Source organism: Aureimonas psammosilenae, assembly GCF_009176975.1.
Taxonomy (GTDB): Bacteria; Pseudomonadota; Alphaproteobacteria; order Rhizobiales; family Rhizobiaceae; genus Plantimonas; species Plantimonas psammosilenae.
On the sequence record NZ_WEZG01000002.1, the window covers coordinates 137929 to 154647 of the forward strand.

The following is a 16719-nucleotide window of genomic DNA, read 5'->3' on the forward strand; positions in this document are numbered from 1 at the left end:
AAAAGCCCGGAAGACCAGACTTTCAAATGGTTATTCCTCGTCGTTGAGGTGACTTGGCCAAAGCGTCGTTTCCCAAAAACGATGGGCGAGTCCAAGCGCGATCACCGTCGCGGCGGCGAGTGCAAGCGCCGGCGCAACCCAAGTGACGATGGGCATAGTAGTCTCCCCTGCATAAAGTTTTATTATTTATTCATCACTATATCAGAAAATTACCCAGGGGAAAGCGGGATTCCTCATGTTGCGGCGCAACTCGATGTTTCCGAGCTAACATCGTAAACATTGCGGATGGTCGCTGCCTTCGGGTGTCGATTCGTGATCGCCGATCACGGTTCGGATAACGAACCGCCGATTGCCGGAAGGCCACCCCCTCGCTACAGTCGGTGCAAGGCGCAGCTTCGTGGGAACCATGCGGCCGGTATGGAACCACCGGCAGGATGGCGACGCTTCTCCTGCTCGTCGTCGCCGACCGGAGCGTTCAACCGGTATGGCGCATGCGCGGGCGTTTTTGTGGACGAGGCGGCGGCCGCCGACGAGCCGCGGCGGTTGTGAGACCCATGACGATCACCGGCGATTTCACCGACCTCGACGGCAAACGCGTTTTGATCGTGGAGGATGAGTATTTCATCGCCGTCGAGATGGTGGAGGCGGTGCGCAGGGCCGGGGGGATTCCGCTAGGGCCGGCGCCCGATGTCGGCCAGGCGCTGACGATCGCTAGCGGCGAAGGGGTCGATGCGGCAGTTCTCGATATCCGCCTCGGCGACGAGACATCCTTCCCGATCGCGCGGGTCCTGGAGGATCGCGGCGTGCCCGTGGTCTTCGTCACCGGCTACGACGACTGGTTCATTCCGAACGACCTCGACGACGTGCCCGTTTACCGCAAGCCCACCGATCCTGACAACGTGGTGCGCCTGCTCTTCGACGCCGTGAAGAAGCGTCCGGCCTGAAGGGCGGAAGCCCCGCAGTTTCGCGCACTTGGCAAAGGCCGGCGCGCGATCTACTGAGACGTTCCGCTGAAGGGATCGAGCGCATATGGCTTGCGAGGGCGTCGGCAAATCGCCGACCGGCATCGAGGGTTTCGACGAGCTGACCCTGGGCGGGCTTCCGACCGGGCGGCCGACCCTCATCTGCGGCTCGGCCGGCTGCGGCAAGACGCTCTTCGCTTCGACCTTCCTGATCCACGGCGCGCGCGAATATGGCGAGCCCGGCGTTTTCGTGTCCTTCGAGGAACGGCCGGTCGATATCGTCGCCAATGTCGCTTCGCTCGGCTTCGGCATGGACGAGCTGATCGCCGAAGGCCGGATGCATATCGAGCATATCTCGATCGACGCCTCGCAGGTGGCCGAGATCGGCGATTACGATCTGGAAGGCCTGTTCCTGCGCCTCGAACTGGCGGTGGAACAGGTCGGGGCGAAGCGCATCGTTCTCGACACGATCGAAAGCCTGTTCTCCGCTTTCTCCAACCCCGCGATCCTGCGCGCCGAAATCCGCCGCTTGTTCGACTGGCTGAAGGAAAAGGGCCTGACCGCCGTGATCACCGGCGAGCGAGGCGACGGCGCGCTGACGCGCCAGGGGCTGGAGGAATATGTCTCCGACTGCGTGGTGCTTCTCGACCATCGCGTCAGCAACCAGATTTCCACGCGGCGTCTGCGCATCGTCAAGTATCGCGGCACGGCGCATGGCACGAACGAATATCCGTTCCTGATCGACGAGGACGGCTTCAGCGTCCTGCCCGTGACGGCGCTCGGGCTCGACCATCAAATCTTCGAGGAGCGCGTTTCCACCGGCGTCTCCGATCTCGACGCCATGATGGAAGGCGGCGGCTTTTATCGCGGATCGAGCATTCTTCTCAGCGGTGTCGCGGGGTCGGGCAAGAGTTCGCTCGCGGCTTGTTTCGCGGATGCGGCCTGCGCCCGTGGCGAACGCGCGCTTTATCTGTCCTTCGAGGAATCCTCGCTGCAGACGGCGCGCAACATGCGCTCCATCGGGCTCGATCTCCAGCGCTGGATCGATGCCGGGCTGTTGAAGCACGTCGCGGCGCGCCCGACCTTCTACAGCCTGGAAATGCATCTGTCGGTGATCCTGCGCGAGGTCATCCGCTTCAGGCCGCAGCTCGTCGTCCTCGATCCGATCTCCGCCTTCACCGGTTCGGGTGAGGACATGGAGATCAAGGCCATGCTGCTGCGCGTCGTGGACTATCTGAAGGCCCACGGTGTCACCGGCATCTTCACCCATCTGGCGAACCAGCACCGCTCCACCGAAACGGAAGCCGGTCTGTCGTCGCTGATGGATGCCTGGATTCTCCTTCTGAACCGGGAAGCCAACGGCGAGTTCAATCGCGAGCTTTATCTCTTGAAGGCGCGCGGCACCGCCCACTCCAATCAGGTCCGCGAGTTCCTGATGTCGGGCGAGGGCCTGCGTTTGATCGAGCCCTATGTCGGGCAGGGCGCGGTTCTCACCGGCACCGCCCGGCGGGCGGAGGAGGCGCGGACCCGGCGCGTCGAGGCCGAGCGCGATGCCGAAACCGCGCGCCTTGCCGCCGAGGTCGCGCGGCGGCGCCAGCAAACGCTTGCCCAGATCGACAGACTGAAAGCGGACATGGAAGCCGACGAGGCCGAGTTGGCCCGTTTGCAAAATGTCCAAAGCGACTATCTGCTTCGGGCGCGGCAGGATGAAGCCGAAATGTCGGCGGTGCGGCGGTCGTGAGGACCCTGTCGGCCTTCGCGCCGGAAAGACGAACATGACGACATCGCCCACCCCGCCCGTTCGCCTGACGCTTTACATCGCGGGGCAGACACCGAAGTCCCTGGCGGCGATCGAAAACCTCGATCGCATCTGCCGGGAGCATCTGCCCGGCCGTTTCACGATCGACGTCGTGGACCTGCGCAAGAACCCGCAACTGGCGCGCGAGCACAATATCGTCGCGATCCCGACGCTGGTGCGCGAACTGCCCGAGCCGATGCGCAAGATCATCGGCGACCTGTCCGATACGCAGAAGGTTCTGGTGCATCTGTCGGTCGGCGCGGCATGAGCGGCAGAGCCTTGTCGACGGATGCGGCATCCGAGACGCTGGAACTGCGCCAGCGTCTGGAAGAAGCCGAGGAAACGATCCGGGCGATCCAGAACGGCGAGGTCGACGCGCTGGTGATCGGCGGCACCCGTCCGCACGAAGTCTTCACACTGGAAGCCGGCCCGGAGCCCTACCGGGTCTTCATGGAGGCGATGGAGATCGGCGCGGCCGCGCTCGATGATGGCGGCCGCGTCCTCTACGCCAACAGCGCCCTGTGCGCGCTTCTCGGCTGCGCGAGCGAGGAACTGCAGGCCGCCGGGCTGTCGCCCTTCCTGACCGAGGGTTCCCGCGCGCTTCTGGCCGATCTTCTGTCTCCCGGCGAGGGCGGGCGTCGATCGGTGGAGCTGAAGGCCGTGCGAGCGAGCGGCGAGCGGCAGATCCTCGCCACCGCCGGGGCCTTGCGCCTCGGGCCGACGGCCGGCATCGCCCTGACCTTCACCGACATCACCGAGCGCCAGCGCTTGGCGGCCATCGAGGAGTCCGAGCGTTTGGCGCGCGCGATCCTCGCTTCGGCGGCCGAGGCCGTGGTGGTCTGCGACCCGGAAGGCCGCATCACCCATGCCAACGGCGCGGCCCGTGCGATCGCGACGCAGGACCCGCTCGGCCTTCCCTTCGACGAAGCGCTGCCCCTCGTTCTGCCCGACATGACGGGCCTGTTCGCCGGCGAAGATCTGATCGCCATGGCGGTCGGCGGCGCGATGGTGCAGGGCATGGAAGCGGCCGTGCGCGACCCGGCCGGGGACCGCAATCTTCTAGTCAGCGCCGCGCCGCTGACCGTCACCGGCAACGATATTCGCGGCTGCGTCGTGACGATGGTGGACCTGACGCAGAGAAAAGCGGCGGAGCGTCAGCAGCTTCTTCTCATGCGCGAACTCGACCACCGCGTGAAGAACACGCTGGCGCTCGTGGCCTCGATCTGCACGCGTACCACATCCATGGAAGACACCGTCGAGGGCTTTCGCAAGGCGTTTCTCGGGCGCATCCACGCGCTTGCCGCCACCCATACGCTTCTGGCGGAGAAGTCCTGGTCCAACCTTCTGGTGAAGGACATCGTGAGCGCCGAACTCGCGCCCTATGTCGCGGAAGGGGATGCGCGTCTGGAACTGACCGGGCTCGACGTCTGGGTTTCGCCGCGCGCGGCCACCGCCCTCGGACTCATCATCCATGAGCTTGCGACGAATGCCGTCAAATACGGTGCGCTGTCCGTGGTGGAAGGCCGCATCACTGTTGCCGGCGAGTTGGACGAGGGCGGGCAGGCGCTTCGTATTCGCTGGGAAGAGGCCGATGGCCCGCCCCTGCAGGAGCCGACGCGCCGCGGCTTCGGGCGCACCGTGATTGCCCGCAGCCTGTCTTATGCACCGGGCGGCGGTGCCGAACTGAACTTCCTGCCCGAGGGGCTGCGCTGCGTCGTCAACGTGCCCTGGGAAGACGTGCAGATGCAGCCGCAGGCCCTGCCGGCCGCTTGATCGGCGCCGGCCGAGCTTGTGGCGGGAGCTGCCGGCGTTACTGCGACGCCGGTGTTTCGCCGAATGCGACCTCGTGAGAGCCGGCGAGCAGCGCTTCGCGCACATCCGCCGTCTCGATCACCGGGATTTTCGCGGACGAGGGCAGAATGATCGTTCCGTTCGCGCGCCTGGCATAAACCCGGTCGGTCGTCTCCGCCGAGATGTCCGGCAGGAGCACCGCCATGACATGCGGGTCCCGGCTTTCGTCGTAGGGCAACAAGGCGGGACGCGAAACGTCGGGGTCGGAGGAGAGGGGAGCCGAAGCGGCAGCGGCGACTTCCGGCTCTCGCGGCGCGGGAAGGCTGGACTGTCGCGGCAACGCGACGGCTTCTTGCCGTTCGGAAGAAGCGCGTTCTCCCAGGTCCGCTCCCTGATAACCGAACCTTTGTTCCGACTGCGCGAAGGGAAGGGGGCTGACATTCATGCAGCCGGCGAGCGCACAGGTCATGGCCGCAACGGCGAATCGGTAAATCATGGTCATCAACACATTCGTTTAAAACGACACTGATTTTGGGCACCGAACGAGGTTTCGCCAATGCCGACGAGCGAAAGTTTGGCGCCAGCTTCGAAATTTAGCTTCGTACTGTGGACGAAACTCAACAGCCGGTTCCCGGCCGTGAGCCCGTCTGCACCATCTATCTGGTGAGGATTCCTTACGGAAGGGCATGGTATCGGGAAGTCGAGGCACCGAACGGCATATTTTGCCGGGTTATCGACAACGGAATGTCACATACGTGTTTCCATTGTTTGTTTTTTGTGAAAACTTTATAGGTGCTGGTTAGCTTACTGAGCTTGGGAGGGCTCTTCGTTGCGGCATATCCATCAGTTCAAGCGCTTTGAAGTCGGTACGCAGCTCAGCACACCTGCTGCTGGCTTGATGACGGCCGTGATGGCGAGCGCCATTCTCTGGCTCTCCATGCTAGTGGCCTTCCGGATGTGACTCGAAACGTCCGGAACGAGACCCACTGAGCGCCGACAGCTTCTCCATCGGCGCGCTGCACCTTCTTCGATGAAGACATGGGGCATCAAAGCACCTGCCCGATCCATTGGATCAGCTTGATCGCACCCCAAAGCAGCAGCAGGTTCCAGGCGACGAGAACGCCGCCGCATAGTCCCAAAACGATACCGATACTGGCGAGCCTGCGAAGCGAGCGTCCTGTTTTGATACGTGTCGCCGCTGGCTCCGTATCGATATGGCCGACCATTCCTGCCTCCTCGCAAGTCTGCCGGTGATTTGATGATGTTGCAGCAATTCCCGTGCCAGAACGTCGCCCGTTCTTCCAACTCATCGTCCCATAAAAATACCCCGGCGGGTCAAACCAGCCGGGGTGATCGTGAATGCTGTTTAAGAAAGCGTCAGAGCGTGGTCGGCAATTGTTCGGACCGCTTGGGATCGTTCCGGTGTCTGGCTTCGCGCAGGCGAAGCTTCATGGCCTGAACCGCGTCCTTGAAGGACTGCAGCACCTCGCGCGCCGTCCGGAAGCCGTGCCGGTCGCCGCGCGCTTCGATCGCGGCGAGCTTGGCCTTCTGGCGCTCCACATTGGCTTCGGCTTCGCGCACCCGACGTTCGGCACGCTCGATTCTGTTCTCACGAAGGTGCATGGAAGTCATCCGCTCATTGAGTTTGTCGTTGTGAGATGAACAGATTGGGGCCCTTCCGGTTCCGCACGATTTCGTGAATCATGACAAGTCCTTGAAGCATGCAGCGGGCGGTCCGCATGGTCTCCGTCGAGGCTGCGACTATCTGAACCGGATGGTGTCGCCGAAGTTGATCTCGGCGGGTCCGCACGAGCTTCGGATCGAAGCGACGAAGACGGCTTGGGGAGACGGTCGGCGCAGTGATCAGGTCCATTTCCGATACTCCGGCGACACGCTACGGGGCTTGGCCCTTCGTGGTGGCTGGTCTTCTGCTTCTGGCGGCCCTTGCGGCCTATGCCACGGCCACCTACGCTTCCGCAAAAAGAGCGGAAGCGATCGACGCCGAGTCCGAGCTTCTCAGTTCCACCGAAAGACTGCTCGCCGACTTGATCTCCATGGAAACGAGCGGGCGTGGTTATGTTCTGACCGGGGTGGACGCGTTTCTCGATCCGTATCGAGCGTCTTCGCCGGAAGTGGAGCCCTCGTTGGCGAAGCTGCGGCAGGACTGGTTGGCTACCGGCACCGACACGATGCTTCTCGAGCGCATCGAGGCGTCGACCCGTTACGAACTCAATTATATCCGCGAGGTGATCGACGTCCGAAGCCGCGAAGGCTTCGAGCCCGCCGCCGCGATCGTTCGCAGCGGACGCGGCAAGGCCAACATGGACGCCTTCCGCGTCGATATCGACACCGCGCAGAAGAACGCGCGCGACCGCGTGATGGCGGCCGAGGAACTGAACCGGCGCGACGGGCGCATCGCGACCTTCGCCTTCTTTATCGTGCTGATCGTCGGGCTGGCGCTCGCCATCCTCGCCTTTCGCCGGCACCGGGAAGGCCGGCGCACCTCGCAACTTCTGGAGCGCGTCATCAACAACGCGCCGGTGGGCATGGCCTTCGTGGATTCGCGGTTGCGGCTGCAACGCGCCAATCCGCTGTTCTCCCGTCTTCTCGGCGTGGAGGAGGGCGTGCCGGTCGGCGGCGACATCTTCACCGTTTATCCGACCCTCGGCGCCAATCTGCGCCGGCTTCTCGAAAGCATGATCGCCGGGCGCACCGGCGCCAGCGACATCGAGGTTCTCGTTCCGGCCAAGGACGGCGGCGAGCGCGTTCTTTCCGTCGGCTTGTTCCCCTTGTCGCTCACCAAGCGCGGCAACCAGTCGCTCGACCACGGCGTCGGCATCATCGCCAAGGACGAAACGGAGGAGGTGGAAGCGGGCAAGCGCACGCGGGAAAGCGAAGCGCGCTTCCGCATGATCGCCGACAGCATCCCGCAGATGGCCTGGATCGCCGACGAGTCCGGCAGCATCTCCTGGTACAACAAGCGCTGGTACGATTACACCGGCACGACGCTGGAGGAGATGCAGGGCCTCGGCTGGCGCAAGGTGCATCACCCCGACCACGAGGAACGCGTGGTGGCCGCTTTTCAGGAGGCGCTCCGGTCCGGCGACGTCTGGGAGGACACGTTTCCTCTCCGCAGCGCCGACGGCAGCTTCCGCTGGTTCCTGTCGCAGGCCCTGCCGATCAAGGACGATACCGGCCGCGTCTTCCGCTGGTTCGGCACCAATACCGATGTCACCAAGCAGCGCGCCTTCGAGGAGGAACTCGCCTCGGCGCGCGATGCCGCCGAAAGCGCCAACAAGGCCAAGAGCCAGTTCCTCGCCAACATGAGCCACGAGCTGCGCACCCCGCTTTCGGCGGTGATCGGCTATACCGAGATGCTGGAAGAGGAAGCGGAAGACCTCGGGCAGGAGGACTTCCTCGACGACCTCAGGAAGATCAAGGGCAACGCCCGCCATCTCCTGAGCCTCATCAACGATGTTCTCGACCTGTCCAAGATCGAGGCTGATCGGATGGAGGTCTTCGCCGAGAATTTCGATATCTCCGAGGCCCTGGCCGACATCGCCTCCACCGTCGCGCCCTTGATCGAGAAGAAGGGTAACCGGCTGGAGATCGAGGAGAAGGAAGGGCTCGGCTCGATGAGTTCCGATCAGGTGAAGCTGCGCCAGTGCCTGATCAACCTTCTTTCCAACGCCGCCAAGTTCACGGAGAACGGAACGATCCGCCTCGTGGCCGAGCGCGTGCAGCGCGACGGGCGCGACTGGGTGTCCTTCGCCGTCAGCGACACGGGCATCGGCATGTCGCTGGAACAAACGCAGAAGCTCTTCGAGCGCTTCACGCAGGCCGACGCCTCCACGACGCGCCGCTTCGGCGGCACGGGCCTCGGCCTCGCCATCACGCGCTCGTTTTCGCGGATGCTCGGCGGCGACATCAACGTGGCGAGCGAAGAGGGCAAGGGCTCGTGCTTCACCATCCTCGTGCCGGCCGAGATCGAAACCTCAAGGCCCGAGGACGTGGTGGAAAGCCTGGAGCCCGCCGGAACGCCGGAAGGGGCCGCGGGCCTTGTTCTCGTGATCGACGACGATCGTTCGGCGCGCGATCTGATGACCCGCTTCCTCACCAAGGAAGGTTTTGCCGTCCAAACCGCCGCCGATGGCGTCAGCGGGTTGCAGCTCGCCCGCGACCTTCGCCCGAGCATCATCCTTCTCGACGTCACCATGCCCCGCATGGACGGCTGGGAAGTGTTGACGGAGTTGAAGCACGACCCGGACCTCCAGGCCATTCCCGTGGTGATGGTGACGGTGATCGACGAGCACAGTCTCGGCTATTCGCTGGGCGCGGCTGATTACTTGGTGAAGCCGGTGGAATGGGACCGGTTGAAGGGCGTCGTCGACAAGCTCGCGCTGACGGAGCCGATTCGCATCCTCGCCATCGACGACGACGCGGATGCGCTTTCGCGGGCCAGCGTCATGCTCACCCGCGCGGGCTTCGAGGTGGATACGGCGACGAACGGCGCGGATGCCTTGAAGCGGGCCGAGGAGAAACGTCCGAGCCTCGTTCTGCTCGACCTGATGATGCCGGTGATGGACGGTTTCGAATTCCTTCGCGAATTCAGGGACAAGCCGGAATGGGCCGACATTCCCGTCGTGGTGCTGACCGCCAAGGATATCGATCGCGAGGACTGGCGTGTTCTCAAGGGAAAAGCCGACAAGGTTCTTTCCAAGGGGCAGGTCGGCATGAAGGACCTTATCGGGCAGTTGCGCGTTACTCGGGATAAGTCGCAAGGTGCCGCCGGGCGCACTGTTGCTTGGCCCATGGAATCGGAGCACGGCTGATGAGGCGTATCCTGCTTGTCGAGGATCACGAGGAGATTTGGGACTTCCTGTCCCGCCGTCTCAAACGGCGTGGCTTCGATGTGGTTCTGGCCTTCGACGGACAGGACGGGGTGGAGAAGGCCAAGGTCGCCAAGCCCGATCTGATCCTTCTCGATATGAATCTGCCGATTCTGGACGGCTGGACGGCGGCGCGCACGATCCGCGCCGATTCGAGCATTCCGCGCATGCCGATCATCGCGCTGACGGCCCATGCCATGTCGGGCGACCGCGAAAAGACCATCGCGGCCGGTTGCGACGACTATCACGCCAAGCCGCTGGACTTTACCAAGCTCCTGGCGCAGATCGACGCGCTTGTGCCCGAGACTGCCGCGCAGGCAAGCTGACGCCCGGCTCCGCAGCGTCCTTGCGCCTTTTTGAGGCCTCCCCTCGCGGGGAGGCTTTTTCGTTCGGGGGAGGGCGCTTCAGGCCCGAGCGAGCTGGCGATCTACGCGCGGTTCGGCGGCGATGGCCGGCGCCTGCTCCTGCTTCGACAGGTTGAGCGCCGCCGTCAGGGCCTCGTTCAGGGTGGTGACGACACCGCCGACGCGAAGCCGCTGCTTCAGCTTGGCGACGAGTTCGGGATCGCGCTGGCGCCAGATGCCGATGAGGACATTGGTGCCGGGCGCGAGCCGATGCACCTGCCGCGCCATATGACGCAGGTGCAGCATGCTGAGCGGCTCCACGAAGCACAGGCAGACGAGCGCGACGTCCTTCACCTGGTCTGGCGTCGGGGTCGAGGCCATCAGATCCTTCACCGTCGTCACCCGCGCACGAAGCCCGTGCTTGGTCAGAACCTGCGCCAGCATCGCGGCGATCGGCAGATCGAGCGGGTTGTTGCCGGCGACGCAGACGATCGGCGTCTGCCCACGCCATTGCGGGCTGAGCTCGGAACGGCTTCGCACGATGCGGGCCGATGTCGTGTCCGGGCCGACGGCATCAACGGCGGCCGCCGCTTCCGGCCGAAGCGAACCGCCGCGTGGCAACGGGCTTTCGATGCCTTCCAGCCGATGCACGAGATCGAGCGTCGAGCGCCGGAGCGTTTCCAAACGGTCGCCCTGCACCGCGAAGCGCGCGACATCCTCGTGCGCGAGGCGGAGGCCCTCCAAGGCGATCTCGTCGTAATAGGTGGAAAGGGCGCGGCCCTTCAGGACATCGCGGGCCTGCGACGAGGCTTCCCGCGTCGCCCCGCCGAGCATGCGCTGGTAGAAGATCTCCGGCGGCGACAAGGCCGGTCGATCCCCCAGCAGGATGTCGATGACCTGAAGGCGCTTCACGTATCGGCCCATCACGACGAGGCAGATCGTCAGGGGCGTCGCGAGGATCAGCCCGACGGGACCCCAGATCAGGGCCCAGATGGCGGCGGCCAGAATCACCGCGATCGGCGACAGCCCGCTGGAATGGCCATAGAGCATCGGCTCGACCACGTGGCCGAGAACGGGATCGACCACGGCGAAAAGCACGATGGTGTAGATCGCCATCGACCAGCCCGGATCGACCGCGAAGGCCAGCGCCACGGGCAGCGCCGCACCGATGACGCCGCCGATATAGGGCACGTAGCGCAGGATGCCGCCGAGAATGCCCCACAGGAACGGGCTCGGAACGCCGATCGCCAGAAGCCCGAGACTGGTGACGATGGCATAGCCCGTATTCACCGCAAGCTGGGTGAGAAGGAGCTTGCCGAGACGCCGTGCCGCGTCGTCGATGGCGGCGGTCGTCTGCTGCAGATCGTCGGTGCCGGCAAGACGGATGAAGCGGTTCCGAAGGTCCTCGCGCTGGGCGAGAATGAACAGCGCGAAGATGAAGACGATGCCGACCGTCGCCAGCGGATGCAGGAGCGGCGAGACGTAGGTGGACAGCGTCGAGAACGGGCTTTCGTCCGATTGGATGGTGACCGGCATCGGCCGGTTCTCCGCCGCGCCTTCCCGCTCGTTCTTCGCGCCGCCGATATTGGAGAAGTCCTCGCGCATTTCGGAAATCATCGCCGCCAAACCGCCGATCGGCCCTCGCTCGGTATCGGTCGACGTGGCGAGGCCCTCGATCTTGCGCTGCATCGTCGTCTGGTAGTTCGGAAGCTCCGTCGCCAGCGCCGAAAGCTGGCTGACGATCACGAAGCCCACGAGGCCGAGCGCGATCAGCGCCGTGACCACCGCGCCGACGATGGCAAGGCCTTGCGGCACGCGCGCCCAGAGAAGGAGGTTCACGATCGGGGCCAGCGCGAAGGACAGGAGGATCGCCAGCGCGAAAGGCACGAAGATCTCGCGGCCGAGGAACAGGATGCTCCCGATCGCGAGAATCAGGAGGCTGACGGCAAGCGCGTTGAAGAGCGGAAGAGCCGTCTTCAGCTTCTGCGAGGTGACGATGTCCAAGGCTTACGTCCGTTCGGTTGGCATGCCTTCGGGGCACATCCGGAATGGATGATGGAGATAGCGTCAGGCCGCGTTAGCGCCAGTGCGCATTCCGAAAGCTCGGAACCGCATCGGGTCTCGGGCGATTCCTCTTCCATCAAGGACGATCGGAGGAAATTCCATGAGCGCCAAGGCGCCCCCAGTGCCCGCCGACAGCCGCAGCCCCAAGGGGCCGGGCGGCGACGCGCATCCCGACCTCGCCGCATCGAGCGGCGCGGGCGTCGGCAACCCCGACAAGCAGGGACAGCAGGGCAATTCCAAGGTCAATACGACCCATCAGGGCCATCAGCAGGACCGATGATCATGTCGACATCTTCCAAGACCGGTGCCGCGAACCGGCATCATGGCGGTCCCGGCAGCAGCCACCAGCGCTCCGACCTGCCGGACCCGACGGCCGATCGCGGCCCGAAGCCGGGCCAGCCGACTAACGGCCCCGACAGCCGCGTTTCGGGCGGCGGCGGCGAGCAGGATCGGCGTCACAGCCACGAGCCCGCCGACAAGTGAATGCGAGCCAGCAAGTGAATGCGAGAAGGGGCGCCGTTCTCTCGAAAGGCGCCCCTTTATCCTGGACTATTTCTGCGCCGCTTCCGGCTTGATGCGCCGGTCGAGCGCGGCGAGGATCTTGTTGGCGAGTGCCGTATAATCCTCGTCGAAATGGTGGCCGCCCGTGATGCCGACCATTTCCACCCCGCGATCCTTCAACCGCTTGCAGGCATCGTCCTCGTCCTCTGTCCCGAAGACGCACTGGATGAGCTTCGGATCGATGGCTTCGGCTTCCTTTACCCCGTCCGTGTCGCCGGCCGTGCCGACGCCGAGCCAGCCCGAAACCGAGATCTGGAAGTCGCCGGGCGAGGAAAAGGCGAGAAGCGAGATCATCGACACCGCTTGCTTGTCCTTCTGCGGCAGCTTGTTGAAGGTCGCGGGCATGATGTCGGCGCCGAAGGAGTAGCCGATCAGCACGACCTTCGAGACGCCCCAGCGCTTGGTGAACCGCTCGATGATGGCGGACAGATCCGCCGCCGTTTGTTCCGGCGTCTGCTTCTTCCAGAAATAACGCAGCGAATCGACGCCGACGGTCGGCACCCCGTCCTTCTGGAGAATGTCGCCGACCTCCTTGTCGATGTCGCGCCAGCCGCCGTCGCCGGAATAGATCACGGCCATCGTGTCGCGCGTCGGCTTGGCGTCGAGAATGGTGAGCGGCAGACCCATGGCGTCGGGATCGGTTTCGCCTGCCTTCTCGATCAGATCGCCGATGGCGAGGCCAAGCTGCGACACGGCGTCGTCGTCGTCCGTTTCGGTGACCGTGATGCCGTCCGTCTTGTCGGCCAAAGCGGCGACGTGGTGACGGCCGTGTTCGTCGGCATCCGGGGTGAAGATCACGGTCGCCGGATCGGGCAGGTCGCGGTTCTCCAACCCGTAGACGGCCTTGCCGTGGCGATCCTGGCGCTCGGCCTCGGTGCAGAGGTTCTTTTGCAGCGTGATGCCGCCTTCGGGGTCGACCGCCACCGTCGCCTGGATCGTGTTGTCGGGCGTTTGCGCCAGCATCGCGACCGCGAGCGCGCCGCCCGCGCCGATGCCCGCCACGATCGGCAGGCGCAGATTGGTATCCTTGGCGGCGCGCTGCGTTTCCTGGTTCAACTGCTCGATGTCGGAGACCATGTAGACGCACTCGTCCTTGGTCTTTTCCAGTTCGGCCAGATAGCTCGGCAGGTCGATGCCGATCACGATGGCGTTCTGGTCGAGAAGGTCGGAAGCGAGTTCGTCCTCCGTCTCGTTCCAGCCGTCTGCGTCGGAGATCAGCACGACCTCGCCCGAAATCTCGTCGCCGTCCGGCACGAGGATGCGGGGCGAGGGGATCATGCCGGTGGAAACGGTGCGCTTGGTGCCGTCGGGAAGCGTGATCTCGGTCTTGTAGCCGGTGTCCTCGGATTCCGCCGGAGCCGGAGCCGGAGCCGGAGCCGGAGTTGCCGGGGCCTGCGCGCGCGACGGCGCGGCGGACAGAAGAAGGGACGCGGCGAGGGCGGCGCAGGCGAAACGGTGGCGGGTCATTTGGTAAGCACTCCCTTCAAGCCGCCGCCGATGAGGATGGTCGCGTCCATCAGGGCCAGAACCGGGTTGATGCCGCCCGACACCGCCAGATAGCGCGGATGCCAGGCGGGATGGAACTTCGCCTTGAAGGCGCGCAGTCCCCGGAAGTTATAGAAGCGCTCGCCATGCTCGAAGATGGTGCGCCCGATGCGGTTCCAGATCGGCGCGATCTGGCGCTCCGACATGCCCGACAACGGCGCCATGCCGAGGTTGAAGACGGTGAAGCCCTGTTCCTTCAGATGCTCCATCAGTTTCAGGAACAGGAAGTCCATCGAGCCCTTCGGCGCGTCCGGCGAAAAGCGCATGAGGTCGATCGAGCTTTCCTGCCGCGTTTGCGTGAGGAGAACGTTGGCGAAGGCGACGATGCGACCCTCGAGTCTCAGGATCGCGACCGGCTGCGACAGGATGTAGTCCGGATCGAAGCCGCCGAGCGAGAAGCCCTTTTCGCGCGTGTTGTGATGTTCCAGCCACGCGGTGGAGACCTCCGAAAGATCGTGCATGATCGCCGGCACGTCGGCCTTGTCGATGAACTCGAAGGTGAGGCCGTCGCGCGCCCCGCGCGTCACCGCCTGACGAAGCGCGGCGCGCTTTCCGCCGGTGAGGTGAAAGGCGTTGAGGTCGACGCTGGCGAGTTCCCCGAGCTTGTATGCCTGAAGCCCGGCATCGGCATAGAGCGACAGGCCTTCGGGCGAGACTTGGTAGAACACGGCGCGGCAACCCTCGCCGCGTGCCATCTCGATGAACTGCCAGATGAGTTCCTGCCAGCATTCGCGCGGGCCGACCGGGTCGAACAAAGCGACGAAGGAGCGGCCCTGGCGCGAATACATGATGAAGGCGCGCCCGTCGTTGGAAACGAGAACGCTCTTGTCGCCCATCTTCACGAGATTGCCGTCGGCGATGCCTTGCGCGTCGGCGATCGCGAAGGCCTTGGTGAGCTCTTCGGGGGAAGGGGGCGCGTTGTGCGTGACGGCCGGGCGCAGAAGGCTGCGCGCGGCGATGATGATGGCGACGATCGCGATGCCGAGCGCGGCGCGCAGCGAACGGGGCGCTTCCGACGAGAACTCGAACTGCCACCAGAGTTCGTTGGAATAGTCGACGTCGCGGTAGACGAAGAACAGGACGACGATGGCCCCGATCACGATGGTCGCCATGGCGAGAAGCCAGGCGGGCGTCAGCGCCTGACGGAACAAGGAGGCCGAACGGGTGAACTCCCGGCGGCTCGCCAGAAGCGTGAAGGCGAAGAAGACGAGGAAGCCGGCCTCGAAAAGCGCGACGGCTTTCAGCACCGACAGGAGAAGCGCGGCGACGGTGGTGACGAGCGCCGCCCACCACGCGCCGTCGAGCCGCTGCGCGAGGCCGCGCGCGATCACCAGCATCAGGACGCCGAGAATGCTGGCGATGAAGTGCGCGCCTTCCACGATCGGCAGCGACACGACGCCGGACAGGTAGCGGAGCGTGTGGTCCGGCGTCGGGGTGACGCTGGAGAAGATCAGCATCGCGCCGAGCGTCAGGCCGAAGGTCGCCAGAAGCGGCGGGGCGACGCGGGTGCCGGCCGAGCGCACGCTTCGCCCCAGCGGGCTCGTCGCGGCGCGCTGAAGCTCGATCACGCTGACGCATAGGCTGGCGAGAACCAGCGGGATCAGATGGTAGACGATGCGGTAGAGAACCAGCGCGCCGAGCACCTGATCGACATCGATGGAGCGGCCGAGCGCGGCGATGATCACCGTCTCGAAGACGCCGAGGCCGGCGGGAACGTGGCTGAGAACGCCGAGCGCGACGGCCACCGCGTAGACCGCCAGAAAGGCGGGATAGCCGATGTCGGTCTGCGGCAGGAGGACGTAGAGGACGCCGGCCGAAAAGGCGACGTCGGCCGCCGTGATGAAGAACTGGATGGCCGCCGCGCGGGGTTTGGGCAGGCGCAGCGCGATGCGCGACAAGCGGCCGAAGCGCGTTTCGCCGCCGATCCGCCCGGCAAAGGGCAGGCCCACGAGAAGAACGAGAATCGCCGCGCCGATGAGGTGCAGAAGCGTCGCGTCGACGTGAAGAAGCGGCGCGACCTCGCCGGCGATGAAGAGAAGCGCCAGCGCGCCGACGCCCAGAAGCCCGAGGCCGAAGGCGAGCGTGACGAAGGCGATGACCTTGGCGATCTCCTCCGGCGACAGGCCGACGCGCGAATAAGCGCGGTAGCGGATCGCGCCGCCGCTTAAAGGTCCGAAGCCCGCCGTGTTGCCGACGGCATAGGCGCAGAAGGCCGTCACCGCCACGGTCTGCCAGGGCAGGCGATGGCCGACATAGTTGAGCGCCCCGACATCGTAGAAGGTGAGGGCGAGGAAGCTGCCGAGGGTGAGGAGCAGCGCCAGACCCAGCGTCCACCAGCTCGTATCGGCCCAGGCGGTGACGATCTCGTCGTAGCGCACTTCCGCCGTCAGCCGCGAGATCGCGATGCCGACCACCGCCAGCACGAACAGCATGGCGACGAGATTGATGGGCACGCGGTGGCGCTGGAACCAGCTTTCCGTTTCCGCCTCGCGCTCATGCGCCGTGTTGCCGTGCCGTCGTGCGCTGACCGACATCGTTTTATCTTCCGACATATGGAATCGACAGACCGTGCTGCGCCGCGATGGAGCGTTCGGGTTCCTCTTGTTCGGGCGCAAGACAACGGGAATGCGTTCTAATTGCGTTGCTAAGGACGATCAACCCGGACCCGCTACGCAACCGGCACGAAAGGGGTTCGTGTTCTCGCAACCGCGCTTTGTTCGAATTAAAGAAAAACTTGAAGTTTTCCGCCTATCGTCGCTCGGGAA

Annotated in this window: 15 protein-coding genes; 8 read left to right on the forward strand and 7 right to left on the reverse strand. The window is 64.8% G+C overall.

All coding sequences use genetic code 11. From position 1 onward, the window contains the following. Positions 1–30: 30 nt before the first annotated feature. Entirely contained in the window at positions 31–156 is a 126-nt protein-coding gene (locus F9929_RS24635; protein ID WP_268915630.1) for a hypothetical protein, read from the reverse strand. 398 nt (positions 157–554) lie between these two features. Between F9929_RS24635 and F9929_RS04390 the strand changes: the two genes are divergently transcribed. From F9929_RS04390 to F9929_RS04405, 4 genes are all read left to right on the forward strand, one after another. Further along, complete coding sequence (locus F9929_RS04390; protein WP_193227610.1) at positions 555–944, forward strand: response regulator; 390 nt, start codon at positions 555–557, stop codon at positions 942–944. 85 nt (positions 945–1029) lie between these two features. Further along, positions 1030–2703 (forward strand): circadian clock protein KaiC, encoded by a 1674-nt coding sequence (gene kaiC / locus F9929_RS04395; RefSeq protein WP_152045332.1) that lies wholly within the window; start codon positions 1030–1032, stop codon positions 2701–2703. Positions 2704–2737: 34 nt separating this feature from the next. Then, positions 2738–3028, forward strand: coding sequence for a circadian clock KaiB family protein (locus F9929_RS04400; RefSeq protein ID WP_152045333.1), 291 nt, complete (start codon positions 2738–2740; stop codon positions 3026–3028). Further along, the gene (locus F9929_RS04405) at positions 3025–4533 is read left to right on the forward strand and encodes an HWE histidine kinase domain-containing protein (RefSeq protein ID WP_152045334.1); all 1509 of its coding nucleotides are present in this window, start codon (positions 3025–3027) and stop codon (positions 4531–4533) included. The genes F9929_RS04400 and F9929_RS04405 overlap by 4 nt, the downstream gene beginning before the upstream one ends. A gap of 37 nt (positions 4534–4570) precedes the next feature. On the opposite strand, the gene F9929_RS04410 is transcribed toward F9929_RS04405, so the two are convergent. The 3 genes from F9929_RS04410 to F9929_RS04420 all read right to left on the reverse strand — a co-directional run bounded on the left by F9929_RS04410 (position 4571) and on the right by F9929_RS04420 (position 6174). Beyond that, positions 4571–5053, reverse strand: coding sequence for a hypothetical protein (locus F9929_RS04410; RefSeq protein WP_152045335.1), 483 nt, complete (start codon positions 5051–5053; stop codon positions 4571–4573). A gap of 544 nt (positions 5054–5597) precedes the next feature. Beyond that, positions 5598–5777: a hypothetical protein gene (locus tag F9929_RS04415; RefSeq protein WP_152045336.1), complete on the reverse strand. Its 180-nt coding sequence runs from the start codon at positions 5775–5777 to the stop codon at positions 5598–5600. A 151-nt stretch (positions 5778–5928) separates the two neighbouring features. After that, positions 5929–6174 (reverse strand): hypothetical protein, encoded by a 246-nt coding sequence (locus F9929_RS04420; RefSeq protein WP_152045337.1) that lies wholly within the window; start codon positions 6172–6174, stop codon positions 5929–5931. A 236-nt stretch (positions 6175–6410) separates the two neighbouring features. On the opposite strand from F9929_RS04420, the gene F9929_RS04425 reads away from it, so the two are divergent. Beyond that, on the forward strand, positions 6411–9383 hold the full coding sequence (locus tag F9929_RS04425; protein WP_152045338.1) for a response regulator: 2973 nt from the start codon (positions 6411–6413) through the stop codon (positions 9381–9383). After that, complete coding sequence (locus tag F9929_RS04430; RefSeq protein ID WP_152045339.1) at positions 9383–9766, forward strand: response regulator; 384 nt, start codon at positions 9383–9385, stop codon at positions 9764–9766. The genes F9929_RS04425 and F9929_RS04430 overlap by 1 nt, the downstream gene beginning before the upstream one ends. 78 nt (positions 9767–9844) lie before the next feature. On the opposite strand, the gene F9929_RS04435 is transcribed toward F9929_RS04430, so the two are convergent. Next, entirely contained in the window at positions 9845–11788 is a 1944-nt protein-coding gene (locus tag F9929_RS04435; RefSeq protein WP_152045340.1) for an AI-2E family transporter, read from the reverse strand. A gap of 160 nt (positions 11789–11948) precedes the next feature. Between F9929_RS04435 and F9929_RS04440 the strand changes: the two genes are divergently transcribed. Continuing rightward, positions 11949–12128 (forward strand): hypothetical protein, encoded by a 180-nt coding sequence (locus F9929_RS04440; protein WP_152045341.1) that lies wholly within the window; start codon positions 11949–11951, stop codon positions 12126–12128. A 2-nt stretch (positions 12129–12130) separates the two neighbouring features. Beyond that, complete coding sequence (locus tag F9929_RS04445; protein ID WP_152045342.1) at positions 12131–12331, forward strand: hypothetical protein; 201 nt, start codon at positions 12131–12133, stop codon at positions 12329–12331. Positions 12332–12397: 66 nt separating this feature from the next. On the opposite strand, the gene F9929_RS04450 is transcribed toward F9929_RS04445, so the two are convergent. Continuing rightward, a complete protein-coding gene (locus F9929_RS04450) occupies positions 12398–13876 on the reverse strand; it encodes a virulence factor family protein (RefSeq protein WP_152045343.1) in 1479 nt (492 codons plus the stop codon). Next, on the reverse strand, positions 13873–16488 hold the full coding sequence (gene mprF, locus F9929_RS04455; protein ID WP_152045344.1) for a bifunctional lysylphosphatidylglycerol flippase/synthetase MprF: 2616 nt from the start codon (positions 16486–16488) through the stop codon (positions 13873–13875). The genes F9929_RS04450 and mprF overlap by 4 nt, the downstream gene beginning before the upstream one ends. Positions 16489–16719 lie beyond the last annotated feature (231 nt).

Excerpts from the sequence above, each read along its gene's own strand:
- F9929_RS24635 (WP_268915630.1), bottom strand. The coding sequence starts at position 156 with ATGCCCATCGTCACTTGGGTTGCGCCGGCGCTTGCACTCGCCGCCGCG.
- F9929_RS04390 (WP_193227610.1), top strand. The coding sequence starts at position 555 with ATGACGATCACCGGCGATTTCACCGACCTCGACGGCAAACGCGTTTTG.
- kaiC (WP_152045332.1), top strand. The coding sequence starts at position 1,030 with ATGGCTTGCGAGGGCGTCGGCAAATCGCCGACCGGCATCGAGGGTTTC.
- F9929_RS04400 (WP_152045333.1), top strand. The coding sequence starts at position 2,738 with ATGACGACATCGCCCACCCCGCCCGTTCGCCTGACGCTTTACATCGCG.
- F9929_RS04405 (WP_152045334.1), top strand. The coding sequence starts at position 3,025 with ATGAGCGGCAGAGCCTTGTCGACGGATGCGGCATCCGAGACGCTGGAA.
- F9929_RS04410 (WP_152045335.1), bottom strand. The coding sequence starts at position 5,053 with ATGACCATGATTTACCGATTCGCCGTTGCGGCCATGACCTGTGCGCTC.
- F9929_RS04415 (WP_152045336.1), bottom strand. The coding sequence starts at position 5,777 with ATGGTCGGCCATATCGATACGGAGCCAGCGGCGACACGTATCAAAACA.
- F9929_RS04420 (WP_152045337.1), bottom strand. The coding sequence starts at position 6,174 with ATGCACCTTCGTGAGAACAGAATCGAGCGTGCCGAACGTCGGGTGCGC.
- F9929_RS04430 (WP_152045339.1), top strand. The coding sequence starts at position 9,383 with ATGAGGCGTATCCTGCTTGTCGAGGATCACGAGGAGATTTGGGACTTC.
- F9929_RS04440 (WP_152045341.1), top strand. The coding sequence starts at position 11,949 with ATGAGCGCCAAGGCGCCCCCAGTGCCCGCCGACAGCCGCAGCCCCAAG.
- F9929_RS04445 (WP_152045342.1), top strand. The coding sequence starts at position 12,131 with ATGTCGACATCTTCCAAGACCGGTGCCGCGAACCGGCATCATGGCGGT.
- F9929_RS04450 (WP_152045343.1), bottom strand. The coding sequence starts at position 13,876 with ATGACCCGCCACCGTTTCGCCTGCGCCGCCCTCGCCGCGTCCCTTCTT.
- mprF (WP_152045344.1), bottom strand. The coding sequence starts at position 16,488 with ATGTCGGTCAGCGCACGACGGCACGGCAACACGGCGCATGAGCGCGAG.